Annotated in this window: 13 protein-coding genes and 1 tRNA gene; 12 read left to right on the top strand and 2 right to left on the bottom strand. The window is 67.2% G+C overall.

All coding sequences use genetic code 11. The features are described 5' to 3' along the window. Positions 1 to 4 precede the first annotated feature (4 nt). The 8 genes from TSB10GB4_RS21910 (at position 5) to TSB10GB4_RS21945 (ending at position 10554) form a co-directional block, all read left to right on the top strand. On the top strand, positions 5 to 1045 hold the full coding sequence (locus TSB10GB4_RS21910) for a LysR family transcriptional regulator (RefSeq protein ID WP_186397481.1): 1041 nt from the start codon (positions 5 to 7) through the stop codon (positions 1043 to 1045). A gap of 364 nt (positions 1046 to 1409) precedes the next feature. After that, on the top strand, positions 1410 to 3083 hold the full coding sequence (ilvD, locus tag TSB10GB4_RS21915; RefSeq protein WP_186397482.1) for a dihydroxy-acid dehydratase: 1674 nt from the start codon (positions 1410 to 1412) through the stop codon (positions 3081 to 3083). Positions 3084 to 3591: 508 nt separating this feature from the next. Further along, positions 3592 to 4659, top strand: coding sequence for a TRAP transporter substrate-binding protein DctP (gene dctP, locus TSB10GB4_RS21920; protein WP_186397483.1), 1068 nt, complete (start codon positions 3592 to 3594; stop codon positions 4657 to 4659). A gap of 105 nt (positions 4660 to 4764) precedes the next feature. Further along, positions 4765 to 5481, top strand: a complete 717-nt coding sequence (locus tag TSB10GB4_RS21925) for a TRAP transporter small permease (protein ID WP_186389687.1) — start codon at positions 4765 to 4767, stop codon at positions 5479 to 5481. Next, positions 5478 to 6761 carry a TRAP transporter large permease gene (locus TSB10GB4_RS21930; protein ID WP_186397484.1) on the top strand — a complete coding sequence of 428 codons (1284 nt, stop codon included), beginning with the start codon at positions 5478 to 5480 and terminating at the stop codon, positions 6759 to 6761. The genes TSB10GB4_RS21925 and TSB10GB4_RS21930 overlap by 4 nt, the downstream gene beginning before the upstream one ends. A 37-nt stretch (positions 6762 to 6798) precedes the next feature. Continuing rightward, a complete protein-coding gene (locus tag TSB10GB4_RS21935; protein ID WP_186397485.1) occupies positions 6799 to 7476 on the top strand; it encodes a YggS family pyridoxal phosphate-dependent enzyme in 678 nt (225 codons plus the stop codon). A 35-nt stretch (positions 7477 to 7511) separates the two neighbouring features. Further along, the gene (locus TSB10GB4_RS21940) at positions 7512 to 8864 is read left to right on the top strand and encodes an SET domain-containing protein (RefSeq protein ID WP_186397486.1); all 1353 of its coding nucleotides are present in this window, start codon (positions 7512 to 7514) and stop codon (positions 8862 to 8864) included. A gap of 73 nt (positions 8865 to 8937) precedes the next feature. Next, positions 8938 to 10554: an amino acid adenylation domain-containing protein gene (locus TSB10GB4_RS21945; protein ID WP_186397487.1), complete on the top strand. Its 1617-nt coding sequence runs from the start codon at positions 8938 to 8940 to the stop codon at positions 10552 to 10554. A gap of 53 nt (positions 10555 to 10607) precedes the next feature. On the opposite strand, the gene TSB10GB4_RS21950 is transcribed toward TSB10GB4_RS21945, so the two are convergent. Both TSB10GB4_RS21950 and TSB10GB4_RS21955 read right to left on the bottom strand, forming a co-directional pair. Next, positions 10608 to 10681, bottom strand: a tRNA-Cys gene (locus tag TSB10GB4_RS21950). Between the two features lie 147 nt (positions 10682 to 10828). Next, a complete protein-coding gene (locus TSB10GB4_RS21955; protein ID WP_186389682.1) occupies positions 10829 to 11290 on the bottom strand; it encodes an Lrp/AsnC family transcriptional regulator in 462 nt (153 codons plus the stop codon). Between the two features lie 135 nt (positions 11291 to 11425). Between TSB10GB4_RS21955 and TSB10GB4_RS21960 the strand changes: the two genes are divergently transcribed. The 4 genes from TSB10GB4_RS21960 to TSB10GB4_RS21975 are packed head-to-tail and all read left to right on the top strand — an operon-like array spanning position 11426 to position 15319. Continuing rightward, positions 11426 to 12595: an acetyl-CoA acetyltransferase gene (locus tag TSB10GB4_RS21960; protein ID WP_186397488.1), complete on the top strand. Its 1170-nt coding sequence runs from the start codon at positions 11426 to 11428 to the stop codon at positions 12593 to 12595. Then, a complete protein-coding gene (locus tag TSB10GB4_RS21965) occupies positions 12592 to 14202 on the top strand; it encodes an acyl-CoA synthetase (protein ID WP_186397489.1) in 1611 nt (536 codons plus the stop codon). The genes TSB10GB4_RS21960 and TSB10GB4_RS21965 overlap by 4 nt, the downstream gene beginning before the upstream one ends. Continuing rightward, positions 14199 to 14795 (top strand): DUF296 domain-containing protein, encoded by a 597-nt coding sequence (locus tag TSB10GB4_RS21970; RefSeq protein WP_186397490.1) that lies wholly within the window; start codon positions 14199 to 14201, stop codon positions 14793 to 14795. Before TSB10GB4_RS21965 ends, TSB10GB4_RS21970 begins: the two co-directional genes overlap by 4 nt. Further along, positions 14792 to 15319: a PPC domain-containing DNA-binding protein gene (locus TSB10GB4_RS21975; RefSeq protein WP_186397491.1), complete on the top strand. Its 528-nt coding sequence runs from the start codon at positions 14792 to 14794 to the stop codon at positions 15317 to 15319. The genes TSB10GB4_RS21970 and TSB10GB4_RS21975 overlap by 4 nt, the downstream gene beginning before the upstream one ends.

Raw genomic sequence — 15319 nt, forward strand, 5'->3', positions numbered from 1 at the left:
AGCAATGAATCTGAGAAGGCTCAAGTTCTTCGTAACGGTTGCGGAAGAGTTGCATTTCGGCAGGGCCGCGGAGCGGCTCTGTATGACGCAGCCGCCGCTCAGTCAGGCCATTCTGGCGCTAGAGGAGGAATTGTCCGTCACGCTGTTCAAGCGGACGAAGCGGAACGTGGCGCTGACCCCGGTCGGCGAGCACCTTCTGTCGCATGTGAGCAAGCTGCTGCAGGAGGTGGAGGCCCTGCCGGCGCTGGCGCGTCAGCTCGCCCGCGGCGAGATCGGCTCGCTCAAGCTCGGCTTCGTGACGACCGCCGACTACAACCTGCTTCCCGAACTGATCAGCCTTTATGGCGCCACCTATCCGGAGGTGAAGGTGACGCTGAAGGAGATGACCAGCGACCTGCAGGTCGAGGCCCTGATGCAGGGCGAGATCAATGCCGGCCTGATCATCCCGCTGCACCAGACCCTGCATGCCTCGCTGTCCTACCAGCCGCTGCTGCACGAGCCGCTGGTGGCGGCGGTGCCGGAGGAGTGGGTGCGGGCCGGCCGGGTGGAGATCGTCAGCGGCCGGCTGAAGATCGAGGACGTTGCCGAGGAGCCGCTGGTGCTGTTCCCGCGGCGCTCGGCCCCGGCCTTCCACGACATCATCACCACCTATTTTGCGTCCCATGGCATCGAGCCGGTGATCGGCCAGGAAGCCATCCAGATGCAGACCATCATCAGCCTGGTCTCGGCCGGGATGGGGTTCGCGCTGGTGCCCGGTTCGCTGCGCCGGCTGGGCCGCATGGGGGTGCGCTATGTCGGCCTGGAGGGCAAGCCGCCGGTGATCGAGACCGGCCTCGTCTGGCGCAAGGAGGACCCCTCGCCGACGGTGCTGCGGCTGGTGGAGATCGCCCGCGGCCTCGGCGAACATGCCGGCGACGAGGACGGCGGGATCGGTCAGGGCCGGGGCGGGGGCGCTCCCGGTCTCGGCCTGCCCGAGGCGGCGATGGTGCAGGCCCGCCACGACCTCAACGGCCAGGGTCACGGTCACGCCGGCCGGATCGACTGAAGCGGCCGCCCTTTTTGCAGTTCGAACGCGCAAGCAGCACACGGGGGCGCCGGCTCGGGAGGGTCGGCGCCGCCGCTGTCGGCGGGGGCGGAACGCAGCGCGATTAGGTCGAAAAACGTCTTAATACCCTCTCAGAAATATATTTCTGAAATGAATGACGAGGCGATACCGTCGCCTGGAGGCTGATGGGCACACCTTATCCGGATGGGAAACAGCGTGGGATTTGAGGCGGTTGCGCCGATCTCCGGCACTGTTCCGGCAAGTCCGGCCGGACCGGCGGTGCGCATCTGGATCGGGAGCCGGCCCGCGGGAGGGCCGGGACGGCGGCGGGCCGGCGCCGCGGGATGTCCAGGGAGGATTGCGGGTGGCATATAACGAGCGTTCGAAGACGATTTCGCAAGGGATCGAGCGTTCGCCGAACAGGGCCATGTTCTATGGCCTCGGCTATACCAAGGAAGATTTCGACAACCCGATGATCGGCATTGCCAACGGGCATTCGACGATCACACCCTGCAATGCCGGCCTGCAGCCGCTTGCCGATGTCGCGGTGAAGGCGATCAAGGAGGCGGGCGCCAATCCGCAGCTCTTCGGCGTGCCCACCATTTCCGACGGCATGTCGATGGGCACCGAGGGCATGAAATACTCGCTGATCTCGCGCGAGGTGATCGCCGACTGTGTCGAGATGACGGTGCAGGGCCAGTGGATGGACGGCGTGCTGGTGATCGGCGGCTGCGACAAGAACAAGCCCGGCGGCATGATCGGCATCGTCCGCGCCAATGTGCCGGCGGTCTATGTCTATGGCGGCACGATCAAGCCGGGCAAGTGGAAGGGCCAGGACCTGTCGGTGATCTCCGCCTTCGAGGCGGTCGGCGCCATCAAGGCCGGCCGCATGAGCGAGGAGGATTTCGAGGGCATCGAGCGCAACGCCTGTCCGACCACCGGCGCGTGCGGGGGCATGTACACCGCCAACACCATGGCCTCGTCCTTCGAGGCGCTCGGCATGTCGCTGCTCTATTCCTCGACCATGGCCAATATCGACCAGGAGAAGTTCGAGTCCACCGCCGAGTCCGCCCGCGCCCTCGTCGAGGCGGTGAAGAAGGGGCTGAAGGCGCGCGACATCGTCACCCGCAAGAGCGTCGAGAACGCCATCACCCTGGTGATGGCAACCGGCGGCTCCACCAACGCGGTGCTGCATTACCTCGCCATCTGTCACGCCGCCGAGGTCGAGTGGACGCTCGACGATTTCGAGCGGGTGCGCCGCAAGGTGCCGGTGATCTGCGACCTGAAACCCTCGGGCAAATACATGGCGGTCGACCTGCACAAGGCCGGCGGCATTCCGCAGGTGCTGAAGATCCTGCTGAATGCCGGCCTGCTGCATGGCGACTGCATGACCGTCACCGGGCGCACGCTGGCCGAGGAACTGGCGCATGTGCCGGACGAACCCTCCGCCGACCAGGACGTCATCCTGCCGATCGACAAGGCGCTCTATCGCGAGGGCCATCTGGCGGTGCTGCGCGGCAACCTCGCCGAAGACGGGGCCGTCGCCAAGATCACCGGCCTGAAGTCGACCTCGATCACCGGCCCGGCCCGCGTCTTCGACGACGAGCAGTCGGCGATGGACGCGATCCTGTCCGACCGCATCCGCCCCGGCGACGTCCTGGTGCTGCGCTATCTCGGCCCGCGCGGCGGCCCGGGCATGCCGGAGATGCTGGCCCCGACCTCGGCGATCATCGGCCGCGGCCTTGGCGCCGATGTCGGGCTGATCACCGACGGCCGCTTCTCGGGCGGCTCCTGGGGCATGCTGGTCGGCCATGTCACGCCGGAAGCCTATGAGGGCGGCACCATCGCCCTGGTGGAGGAGGGCGACACGATCACCATCGATGCCTCGCGCCAACTGCTGCAGCTCGAGGTGGACGACGAGGAACTGGCCCGCCGCCGCGCCAACTGGCGCCAGCCGGAGCCGCGCTATCGCAGCGGCGTGCTCGGCAAGTTCGCGCAACTGGCGCGGCCGGCGAACAAGGGCGCGGTGACGGGGTAGGGCGCCGCCGGCCCCGACCTCGGCCCGGCTTCCGCCCCAACCCAACCCAGCCCCAGCCCCCACCCCAGCCCCATGGGGGCCGCCCGTCCGGTTTCCGCACCCCGTTTTGATGGGAGGAGGGTGCCGGAGGCCGGACGGGCCGGTTTTCGCAGGCGCGGCGGGGCTGCCGGCGCCTGGAGAGAGTGCAGACCGGACGTCATGGACCGGACGTCATGGACCGGACGCCGGAGACCGGACGTCGAGCCGGGGTCGCAAGGCCCCGGCCGCTGGCGTTTATGCGCCGCTCTCGATTTACGTTGCGACAGTCACAAGAAATAGAAAAATAGAATTAGACCGGAAAAGGGCGGTTTCCTATCCTCAACTTACAATCGAATAGAATAATATTCGCTTGAGGAGGGGAATTATGTCGGTCGGAGACTGTTGTTGTTGCTTCCCACGTATAAGTAACAAGGGTACGGCGCAGGCAATTCGCAGCCGCGCGCAAGGCAGCTCGTCCGGCCGCGCCGGTTTGCGCGGACTGCTGCTGACCGGCGTCCTGGCGCTGGCGCTCGCGGCCGGCTGGACCGGCCCGGCCGAGGCCGCCCGCTACACCATGACCATCGCCCATCTCTACCCGGACGATCTCACCAACAACGAGACGGCGCCGGCCCTCAAGCATTTCGAGCAACTGGTCGAAAGCGCCACCAATGGCGACATCGACGTGCAGGTCTTCGGCAACGGCGCGCTCGGCGGCGAGGTCGAGGCGGCGCAGCAGACCCGCGCCGGCAAGACCATCCAGTCGGTCATGCTCGGCTCGGGCACGCAGGCCTCCTTCTACCGCAATTACGAGATGATCACCTCGCCGTTCCTGTTCCCGGACTACCGGACGGCCTGGACCTTCTTCGACAGTCCGTGGTTCGCCGCGTTCATGAAGCCGATGGTCAAGGAAAGCGGCTTGCGCTACCTCGGCACGCTCGACGACGGCGGCGGCTTCGTCGCCTTCGCCAACAACAAGCGGCTGATCACCAAGGTCGAGGACCTGCAGGGCCTGCGCATCCGCGTCGAGGAGAACCAGGCGCATATGACGATCATGCGCGCGCTCGGCGCCTCGCCGACGCCGCTGCCCTGGGGCGAGTTGCAGACCGGCCTTGCCACCGGCCTCGTCGACGGTCATTTCCACGCGCCGGGCGTCAACGACATCTTCAAGCTCTACGACGTGACCAATTTCACCACCTGGAGCGGCCACGTCTACAACACCATCACCTGGAGCGTCAGCGAGGCCTGGTTCTCGCAACTGCCCGAAGACTACCAGAGGATCATCGTCGCCGCCGCGCGCGAGGCGGTCGCCATGGCGCATGGCATCGCCGCGCAGATCACCGTCGTCGGCTGGGTCAACTCCTGCAAGAAGTTCGAGCAGTGCCACATCCTCTCCGATGCCGAGAAGCAGCGGATGCGGGAGATCGCGCAGCCGATCTATCGCGAGTGGCTGGTGAAGGAATTCGGCGAGAAGGCGGCGCTCTATGACGAGTTGCGCGCCGAGGTCGAGCGCATCCATGCCGACCTGAATCGCTCCGCGATCGAGATCTATCTCGACTGATCGAAAGGGCGGGGAGGCCGGGCGTGGCCCGCGCATCCCCGCCCGTCGCGGCCGGCCACCGCCGCGCCGCGCCCGTTTCAGCCGAGCCGACCGGGAAGACACCCCATGAGCACGACTTCCACCCTTGGGCCGGGAGCGCTTGTCGGCGCCCTGCGCCGGGCCAGCGACGCGGTCAACCGTGCGACCATCGTCGTCTGCGCCCTGCTGCTCGCCGTGATGCTGGTCGTCTCGGCGGCGGGCATCGTGCTGGAGATGGGGCTGGCGCTGGCCCACCGGCTCGGCCAGGCCTCGCTGTTCGACAGCGGCCCGCTCGCCTTCGCCTATGCCAATACCCGGCCCTCGCTGTTCCGCCTGTTCCTGCCCTGGCTCGGCATGCTCAGCATCACCGTCGCCTTCAAGTATGGCGAGCATATCGCCATCCTCGCGGTGGCGCGGATGCTGCCCCGCTGGGCGGCGCGGCTGGCGCAGGGCATCAACCTTGCCGCCATCGGCCTCTTCGCCCTGGCGCTGCTGTGGTACGGGTTCGGCTTCTTCCGCGAGGCGAGCAACCTCTACATCATCTCCTCCAGCCTGCAGGTGGCGCATCACTGGACGGCGGCCTCCGTGCCGGTGGCGGGCGCGATCCTGTGCCTGCATCTGGTCGACGGCATGGCCCTTCTTGAGGAGCGCGGCGCCATCGGCGCGGCGGCGGAGGAGGTCGAGGCCGCCGAGGCGGGGCTGGATTACGGCGACGGACCGGCCGAGGCGGGCATATCGCCGCCGAGCCTGGCGGAAGCGGCCGGACCGACGCCGGCGCGCCGCGTCGCGGAGGTCGCCGGATGAGCGCCTCTCTCGCCTTTGTCGTGCTGATGTTCATCGGTCTGCCGCTCGGCCTGGTGCTGACCGCGGCCGGCATGATCGGCGCCTATTCCATCGGCGGGGCGGATTTCCTCGGCATCCTTGCCGACCGCTTCTATTCCGGCGTCTCCGGCTACGTGCTGATCGCCGTGCCCTATTTCATCATCACCGCCGAGATCATGAACCGCGCCGGCTTGACCGAGCGGCTGATCGCCTTCGCCAGTTCGCTGTTCGGCCGGGTGCCGGGCGCGCTGTCGCATGTCAACGTCACCACCTGCCTGATGTTCGCCGGGCTGACCGGCGCGGCGGTGACCGAGACGGCGGCGATCGGGCGCACGCTGATCCCTTCCATGCGCAAGGAGGGCTACAGCGCCGCCTATTGCGCCGCCGTCACCGCCTGCTCGGCCATCGTCGGGCCGATCATCCCGCCCAGCATCATCATGATCGCCTATGCCGCCACCTTGCGCGACATCTCGATCCTCGGCCTCTTCGCCGCCGGGATCGTGCCGGGGCTGATGATGGGCCTCGCCATGCTGATCGTCAGCGGCATCATCTCGTGGAAGCGCGGCTATGCCAGCCACCAGCGGGTGATGCTCTCGGTGATCGTCGCGACCGGCCTCAGCGCGCTCGCCGCCATGGGCATTCCGCTGGTCATTCTCGGCGGCGTGCTGACCGGCCTGACCACGGTGACCGAGGCTTCGGTGATCGCCTGCATCTATGCGCTGGTGCTCGGCGGCTTCGCCTATCGCCGGCTGACTCGGCGGGACCTGTGGGAGTCGCTGGTCTCCACCGTCAGCTTCAGCGGCGTGGTGTTCCTGCTGCTCGGCGCCTCCAACGTGCTCGGCTGGTTCGTCACCCGCTCCGGCATCGCCCGCCATGCGGCCGAGACCATCGCCACGATGAGCGACAACCCGGTGGTGCAGATCCTGGCGGTGGCGGCGCTCCTCGTCGTCATCGGCATGTTCATCGATGTGCTGCCCGCGATCATCATCGCCGTGCCGGTGCTGGCCCCCGCGCTGGTCGAGCTCGGCTTCCACCCGCTGCATGCGGGCATGGTGATGCTGCTGGCGCTGAACCTCGGCAACATCACCCCGCCGGTCGGCCTGACCCTGATGACCGCCGCGCGAATAGCCAACGCCCCTTACGAGAGCGCGGTGCGGGAATCGCTGCCCTTCGCCTTCGCCCATGTGGTGATCGTGGTGCTGTGCGCGCTGTTTCCCACCCTGACGCTGCTGGTGCCGCGCCTGTTCGGCGTCGGCGTGTGAGCCTTCTCATCCACAACCGACACAGAGAGTGACGACCATGACCAAGGATCAATCGGTGGAGCGGCTGACGGCGGTCTTGCAGAAGATCGCGGCGGCCGAGGAAGTGCGCGAGGGCGATCCCGGCCCGGTGACGCTGGTCGCCGTCAGCAAGACCTTCGACGCTGACGCGATCCGCCCGGTGATCGCTGCCGGAGCCCGCGTGTTCGGCGAGAACAAGGTGCAGGAGGCGCAGGAGAAATGGCCGGCGCTGAAGGCCGAATATCCCGATATCGAGCTGCGCCTGCTCGGGCCGCTGCAATCCAACAAGGCGCGCGACGCGGTCGCCCTGTTCGACGTGATTGAGTCCGTCGACCGGGAGAAGATCGCCGCCGAGATTTCCCGCGAGATCGCCCGCCAGGGCCGCAGCCCGCGCCTCTATGTGCAGGTCAATACGGGGCGCGAGCCGCAGAAGGCCGGCATCGACCCCGACGAGGCCATCGCTTTCGTCGAGCGCTGCCGCGATGTGCACGGGCTGACCATCGAGGGGCTGATGTGCATTCCCCCCGCAGGCGAGGACCCCGCGCCGCATTTCGAGTTGCTGGCCGCGCTTGCCGACAAGGCGGGGCTCGCCCGCCGCTCCATGGGCATGTCCGGCGACTACGAGAAGGCGGTGATCCACGGCGCCACCAGCGTGCGCGTCGGCTCGGCCATCTTCGGCGCCAGGACGTATGCCTGACCCGATCTTTTCCTTTTCATTCAGGACGCTATTCGATGAACATCAACGCTCACCAGAAGCTGGACTATCGGATCACCCACCAGTTCGACGGCCTGACCATCTCGGACGGAGAGTTCCAGCGCCTGCTCGACATCGCCAGTTGGAACGGCCATGTGCCGACCTTCACCCGGCGCGGCCGCGGCTCCTGGGAAAGCCTCAACGAGCCGATCGCGCTGAAGGACGATCCCACCGTCACCTTCCACGCGGCGAAGCTCAAGGGCGTCGGTCTGTGGAACCCGATCCTGCCGGGCGATGCGGAATATTCCAACAAGCTGCATGACGATGCCGGCAATGACCCGGTGCCGCCGCTGACCGACCTCTTGGAATATCTCGTCACCTATCCGCATTTCGGCATCTCGAACGAGGGCGAGTACAAATATGCCTACAGCTCGCCGAGCCCGATCGGCGGCATCGTCCACGAGCGGGCGCATCGCGAGTTCTGGTCGGCCGAGCGGCTGGTGCGCCACGGCGTGCCGACCATCGCGCCGCTGGCGGTGATCGAGTATGGCGGCAACCTGACCTTCCAGGGCCAGCCGATGGGCGCGGTGCTGACGCTGTCGCCCGGCGCCGCCGCCTATCGCATCTCGGAGATCCTGTTCGGCGCCGGCATGGCGCGCGGCAGCGATCCGGCCTTCGACGCCCATTACGACGACATCCGCGAGGCGCTCGGCGTCGAGGGTGATCCGGACGACGAGCGCGTCCGCCTCACCGTCATCTGCAAGCTCGCCCGCGAGGCCGGCAAGCTGCTGCACGATTTCTCGCTGGCCGAGCTCTACCGCTATTCCGGCGACTGGGGCAATTTCGTCTACTCGGTCGAGAGCAAGCGGCTGTTCCTGATCGACCTCGATTCCGTTCAGGACATCAACCACCTGCCGCCCACGGCGAAGGCGATGCAGGCCTGGCGCGACCTCGCCAGCGCCATCTACCGGATGGTCGGCAAGCTCGGCTACCCGACCGCGCTCGGCAAATACACGATTCACAACCTGATGGAGTTCGATCCGATCGCGGCGAAGATCGCCGGCTATTTCCCGGATGTGCCGGAAGCCGAGATCCGCGCCATCTCCCGCCGGATGTGGGGCTATTTCATCCCGCATCTGGCGCTGCTCACCAAGCACCGCGACGACATTCTCGGCGGCTGGGACGGCGACCGGCGCAAGTCCTACAAGATGGACCACGACCTCTTCTACATCCTGGCGCTGACCCTGCTGCGGCCGCTGTTCGAACGCAGCGCCGTCGGGCGCAAGTATCCCAGCGACATCACCGACGACCAAATGTGGGGCAAGGCCGAGCGCTTCCTCGGAGACCGCTTCCAGTATTTCGCCTGGCTGATGGGCCGGTACGATCTCTGAAGCAATTCCAGGAAAAGTGGGAACCGGTTTTCCGTCCGGAATTGCGTAAAAACAAAGGGACAGGAGTACGACGATGGCGCGCATCATTCCGCGACTGCTCGAGGCTCTGGCGCGGCAGGCACCGGAGGCCGCCGCCATCGTCTTCGAGGAGACGACCTGGACGCGGGCGGAGCTGCAGGACTTTGCCGTCCGCATCGCCCGCGCCCTCCATGCCGGCGGCGTGCGCCGCGACGACCGGGTCGCGGTCTGGCTCGACAAGTCGCCGGAGGCGGTCGGCGCGCTGCTCGGCGTGATGATGGCGGATGCGATCTGCGTGCCGCTTGACCCGACCGGGCCGGCGCCGCGCCTTGCCGGCATTCTTCAGGACTGCGAGCCGTCGATGCTGATCTCCTCGGCGGCGAAGACGAAACGGCTGGAGGCGCTGGTGGCGGAGGGGGGCGAGTTGCCGCCGGTGCTGGTGACGGGCGGTGTGCCGCTGGCGCTGTCGCCGGGCGCGCAGGGCATCGCCCCGATGATGCTGGAGCCGAGAGGGGACACTGCGGAGGTGGTGTCGCCGCCGCCCTCGCGGGTGATCGACGAGGACCTGGCCTATATCCTCTACACCTCGGGCTCGACCGGCCGCCCCAAGGGCGTGATGATCAGCCACCGGGCCATCGTCGCCTTTTCCGACTGGGCGGGGGAATATTTCGCGCTTCAGGCGCAGGACCGGGTCGCCTCGCATTCGCCGCTGCATTTCGACCTGTCGCTGTTCGACGTGTGGACGACGCTGGCGCATGGCGCCTGCGTGCATCTGGTGCCGCAGGGCATCTCCTTCATGGCGACGGATCTGGTGCGCTTTATCGCCGAAAGCCGCGTGACGGTGTGGCAGTCGGTGCCGTCCGTGCTGCGGATGATCGCCCGCCAGCTCGGCGATCCGGGCCCGGAATTCGATCAGTTGCGGCTGATCTTCTTCGCCGGCGAACCCTATCCGCCGGCGGAGCTGCGCGATCTCATGTCCCGCTTGCCGAAGGCGCGCTACCACAACATCTATGGCGCCACCGAGATCAACGACGTCACCTGCCACACGTTGACTGGCCTGCCCGGCGACGGGCCGCTGCCCATCGGCGTGCCTTGCGCCCATATGGACGTGCTGGTGCTTGGCGAAGCGGGCGAGGTGCTGTCGGAGGAGGGCGCCGTCGGCGAGCTCTGCGCCCGCGGGTCAACCTTGGCCAAGGGCTATTGGGGCGATCCGGCGATGACGGCGGCGAAATTCGTCCAGGACCCGCGCCACGACCTTTACCCCGATCCGATCTACCGCACCGGCGACCTGGTGCGTATCGGCGCGGGCGGCACGCTGCACTATGTCGGCAGGCGGGATTCCCAGGTGAAGATCCGCGGTTTCCGCGTCAATATCGGCGAGGTCGAGGAAGCCCTGTTGCGTCACGAGGGCGTCGGCGAGGTGGCGGTGATCGACGAACTCGACCCGCAAGGCACCCGCACGCTGACCGCCTGCTTCATCGCGGAGCGCGAGGCGCCGGACGCGCGCGCGCTGAAGCGGCACTGCCTCGCCTTGCTGCCGAACTACATGGTGCCGGAGCGCTTCGTGCCGGTCGACCTGCTGCCGCGCACCTCCACCGGCAAGATCGACCGCCAGGCCCTGCGCCGGCGGCGGGAGGAAGCCCGCGAGGAGCGCACGCCGCAGCCCGCCTGAGCCGGGATCATCACAGGAGAGCTGTGCAAGGAGATCGTTGCAACGGAAGGGAGTGGAGGCCTCGCCTGGAGTCGAACCAGGATTTAGGGAGTTGCAATCCCTTGCGTCGCCATTCCGCCACGAGGCCGCAGGTGTTCCGGAGCGCGTTTCGCTCCGCCGTTCCTGTAGAGAGACCTTATTGCCTCGAAATCCCTGGATCAATTATAATAATGATATCGACATATATAATATATGTCGCGGATGTCCTCAGTGTTGAATGACGCGAAACGATCCGTCATATTGGCAAGTGCGTGGTGTATTTGGTCTCTTCCAGGATCACCGTGCTCTGGATCTCGTGCAGGCCCGGCAGCATCACCAGCTTTTCGCGCAAGAGGGTCTGGAAATGATCCATGTCCCGCACCACGACGCGCAGGTTGAAGTCGAACTCGCCGAGCATCAGTTGCACCACCTGGATTTCCGGGATCTTCAGCGCCGCCTCCTGGAACACCGAAATCGACTGGCGCCCGTGGCCGGACAGCTTGATCCGCACCAGAATGGTGGCGTCGAAGCCGAGCTTGCGGCGGTCGAGGATGATCGAGCGGCCGAGGATCACCTTGTCCTCGATCATCCGGTTGATCCGGCGCGAGCAGGGCGACTGCGACAGGCCGACTCGCTCGGCCACTTCGGTCACCGAGAGGGAGCCGTCCTGCTGCAGCACGCGGAGGATCTTCAGATCGGTATCGTCGAGCGGCTGCATGGTTCAGCTCCGGCTGCGCGACAGCGCGCGAGTTTCATGCGCGATAGTCTATTCGGGCGGCTCGAAAAGACAAGATCAGCCGGAATTCCGGCTCTATAGTGAAGATGCTGGTGAAATGTCGCAGGGAGGAGCGCGATGGTAGCCTGCATGATCGGCTGGGCCCATTCCAGGTTCGGCAAATCGGATGCGGCAGGGGCGGAGGAGCTGATTGCCGAGGTCATCGGCGACTGTCTCCGGCATGCCGATGTCGGTCCCTCGGAGATCGACGCGATCTTCCTCGGCACCTTCAACAATGGCTTTGCGAAACAGGATTTCCAGGCCTCGCTGGTCGCCCTCGCGGTGCCGGAGCTGCGCTTCACCCCGGCAACGCGGGTGGAAAACGCCTGCGCCACCGGCTCGGCCGCGATCCATGCCGGCCTCCGCCAGATCGAGAGCGGCCGCGCCCGCCGGGTGCTGGTCGTCGGCGTGGAGAAGATGACCGCGACCCCGACGCCGGAGGTCGGCGACATCCTGCTCGGCGCCTCCTATCGCAAGGAGGAGGCGGAGGTCGACGGCGGCTTTGCCGGCGTCTTCGCCAACATCGCCCAGGCCTATTTCCAGGCCCATGGCGACCGGCGCGCCAGCCTTGCCCGGATCGCCGCCAAGAACCACGCCAACGGCATGGCCAATCCTTACGCCCATATGCGCAAGGCGTTCGACTTCGACTTCTGCAACGAGGTCTCGGAAAAGAACCCGATCGTCGCCGGCCCGCTGCGCCGCACCGACTGTTCGCTGATCTCCGACGGGGCGGCGGCGATGGTGATCGCCGACACCGACACCGCGCTGACCACCGCCCCGCGCGCGGTATATTTCCGCGCCGCCGAGCATGTGAACGACTTCCTGCCGCTCAGCCGCCGCTCGAAGACCTCCTTCGAAGGCGCTGCACGGGCTTGGAATTCCGCCTATGAGCGGGCCAAGGTCGGCGTCGCCGATCTCTCCTTCGTCGAGACCCATGACTGTTTCACCATCGCCGAGCTGCTGGAATACGAGGCGATGGGTCTGGCGCGCGAGGGCGAGGGCCACCGGATCATCGACGAGGGCATTTCCGCCTTCGGCGGCCGCCTGCCGGTGAACCCCTCCGGCGGGCTGAAGTCGAAGGGCCATCCGATCGGCGCCACCGGCGTCTCGCAGCATGTGATGGCGGCGATGCAGCTTTGCGGCGAGGCCGGCGACATGCAGCTTCCCCGCGCGGAGCTTGCCGGCGTCTTCAACATGGGCGGCGCGGCGGTCGCCAACTATGTCTCGATCCTGGAGCGGCTGAAATGAGGGTGGAAGGCGCCGAGCGCATGTCCAACCGGGTGATGAACCTCGGCGATCTGCTCACCGAGGCCGCCCGCCGCCATCCGGAGCGGCTGGCGGTGGTGCATGGCGAGCGCAGCGTGACCTGGGCGCAGATGAACGCCCGCGTCGATGCCTTCGCCGGTGCGCTCGCCGGGCTCGGCCTCGGCTTCGGCGACAAGGTCATCGTCCAGTCGCGCAACTCGGTCGAGATGTTCGAGACGATGTTCGCGGTGTTCAAGCTCGGCGCCGTCTGGGTGCCGACGAATTTCCGCATCCTGCCGGACGACGTTGCCCATATCGCCAGTTCTTCGCAGGCGAAAGCCATCATCTACGAGCCGGAATTCGCCGCCCATGCCGATGCGGCGCGGGACGCCGGGGCGCGGATCGTCATCTGTATCGGCGAGGGGCGCGACGGCGAGCATGTCCATGCCGATCTGGTGGCGGCGGGGCGCGGCGCGCCCTTGCGGGCGGCGCCCGTCGAGCGGGACGATCCCTGCTGGTTCTTCTTCACCTCCGGCAGCACCGGCAAGCCGAAGGCGGCGGTGCTCGCCCACGGGCAGATGGCCTTCGTCATCACCAATCATCTCGCCGACCTGATGCCGGGCACCACCTCGGAGGATGCCTCGCTGGTCGTCGCGCCGCTGTCGCATGGCGCCGGCATTCACCAGCTCATCCAGGTGGCGCGCTGCGTCACCACCGTGCTGACCGTCTCGCGCAGCCTCGACGCCGACGAGGCCTTCCGCCTGATCGAGCGCCACCGCGTCTCCAACATGTTCACCGTGCCGAGCATCCTGACCGCGCTGGTCAGCGACCCGGCGGTGGACCGCTACGACCATTCCTCGCTGCGCCATGTCATCTATGCCGGCGCGCCGATGCTGCGCGAGCACCAGAAGACGGCCCTGCGCAAGCTCGGCCGCTGCCTGGTGCAGTATTTCGGCCTTGGCGAGGTGACCGGCAACATCACCGTGCTGCCGCCGCATCTGCACGATCCGGAAGACGGGCCGGGCGTGCGCGTCGGCACCTGCGGCTATGCCCGCACCGGCATGCAGATCGAGATCCAGGACATGGACGGCAAACCGCTGCCGCCGCTGGAAAACGGCGAGATCTGCGTCATCGGCCCGGCGGTGTTCAACGGCTATTACCGCAACGAGAAGGCCAATGCGGAGGCGTTCCGCGACGGCTGGTTCCGCACCGGCGATATCGGCCATTTCGACGAGAACGGCTTCCTGTTCATCACCGGGCGCGCCTCCGACATGTTCATCTCCGGCGGCTCCAACATCTATCCGCTGGAGATCGAGGAAAAGCTGGTCGCCCATCCGGCCATCGCCGAGGCCTGCGTCGTCGGCATGCCGGACGAGAAATGGGGCGAGGTCGGCGTTGCCGCCATCGTGCTGCAGCCGGGCGCCGAGATCACGCCGGAGCAGCTCAAGGCCGATCTTGCGACCCGCATCGCCGGCTACAAGATCCCCAAGCGCTTCGTCGTCTTCGACGCGCTGCCGCGCTCCGGCTACGGCAAGATCACCAAGAAGACCGTGCGCGAGCTGCTGGAAAGCCGTCTCGCCGAAGCGCCGGTTCTGGAGGGGGCGAGGTGAGGGCGCCCGCCGGTCTTTCCCCTGGACTTACCCGGGGCCTTCCCGCCGCCGCGCGCCTGCTGCGCCAGCCGGGGCCGGTGGCGCGGGAACGGATCACCCTCGGCCGCGATGCCAGGGAGGGCGCGCGCTCCAATCTGGTGCGGCTTGCCCCCGGCGCGCCGCTGGTCGAGGCGTTCGTGGCGGCGATGCGCGCGGCAACCGGCGGGGAGTGGCGGCCGGCCGCCTTCGAGCTGCTGTCGGGGGCGCTGGAGCCCTGCATCTACTGCCTTGCCGCGCCTGACACCGGCGGCGCGCGGGTGGTGACCTACACGCCGATGCGGGACGCTGGCACTGTTCGCCTCTTCGGCGGGGCGGCGACGCTTGGCATCGGCGCCGATGGCGCGCCGCTGCTGCATTGCCATGCCTGGTTCGCCGAACCGCATGAGGGCCGGGTGTTCGGCGGTCATCTCGACACGGCCGCCAGCCGCATCGGTGGCGAGGGCGTTCGGGTCCTCATGACGGTGTTCGACGGCTTCGACATCCGCCAGCTTCCCGACGCGGAGACCAACCACACCCTGTTCCGGCCGCTGGATCGTTCAGGAGGGGGACAATGAGCGCAGAGGTGATGCTTGTCAGCGGCCGCACCGGCCGCACCGTCTATGCCCGCGTCCATCCCAACGAGGATCTCGTCCAGTCGGTCGAGAAGATCTGCCTCAGCGAGGGGCTCGCCCATTGTTTCCTGCGCGCCGGGCTCGGCAGTCTGACCGATGCCTGCGTCGCCTTTTCCTCCGGCCATATCAAGGTGGTGCGCGGCCCGGCGGTGGAGGTGATCGGCATGAGCGGCATGGTCGAGGCGGATGCGGACGGCACGCCGGTCGCGGTGCTGCACGGCGTGCTCGCCGAGCCGAACGGGGCGATCAGCGGCGGCCGCTTCGTCTCCGGCCACAATCCGGTCTGCGTGACCTTCGAACTGGTGCTGGAAGAGTGGCTGCCGGACGGGGCACGGTCCTGTCATCCTGGTGAAACGGAACTGGCGGACACAGTCTTGGCGAGAACGGTGGCGGCCGGCGAGGCGCAGGCCACCCGCATGGCGGCCGAACGCATGGGCGCCGAACGCATGGGGAACTGGGAGACATGA

It is taken from the genome of Stappia sp. TSB10GB4, from assembly GCF_900185745.1.
Lineage (GTDB): Bacteria > Pseudomonadota > Alphaproteobacteria > Rhizobiales > Stappiaceae > Stappia.

Coding starts and splice junctions, on each gene's coding strand:
- TSB10GB4_RS21910 (WP_186397481.1), top strand. CDS start 5: ATGAATCTGAGAAGGCTCAAGTTCTTCGTAACGGTTGCGGAAGAGTTG.
- TSB10GB4_RS21925 (WP_186389687.1), top strand. CDS start 4,765: ATGAGCACGACTTCCACCCTTGGGCCGGGAGCGCTTGTCGGCGCCCTG.
- TSB10GB4_RS21930 (WP_186397484.1), top strand. CDS start 5,478: ATGAGCGCCTCTCTCGCCTTTGTCGTGCTGATGTTCATCGGTCTGCCG.
- TSB10GB4_RS21935 (WP_186397485.1), top strand. CDS start 6,799: ATGACCAAGGATCAATCGGTGGAGCGGCTGACGGCGGTCTTGCAGAAG.
- TSB10GB4_RS21940 (WP_186397486.1), top strand. CDS start 7,512: ATGAACATCAACGCTCACCAGAAGCTGGACTATCGGATCACCCACCAG.
- TSB10GB4_RS21945 (WP_186397487.1), top strand. CDS start 8,938: ATGGCGCGCATCATTCCGCGACTGCTCGAGGCTCTGGCGCGGCAGGCA.
- TSB10GB4_RS21955 (WP_186389682.1), bottom strand. CDS start 11,290: ATGCAGCCGCTCGACGATACCGATCTGAAGATCCTCCGCGTGCTGCAG.
- TSB10GB4_RS21960 (WP_186397488.1), top strand. CDS start 11,426: ATGGTAGCCTGCATGATCGGCTGGGCCCATTCCAGGTTCGGCAAATCG.
- TSB10GB4_RS21965 (WP_186397489.1), top strand. CDS start 12,592: ATGAGGGTGGAAGGCGCCGAGCGCATGTCCAACCGGGTGATGAACCTC.
- TSB10GB4_RS21975 (WP_186397491.1), top strand. CDS start 14,792: ATGAGCGCAGAGGTGATGCTTGTCAGCGGCCGCACCGGCCGCACCGTC.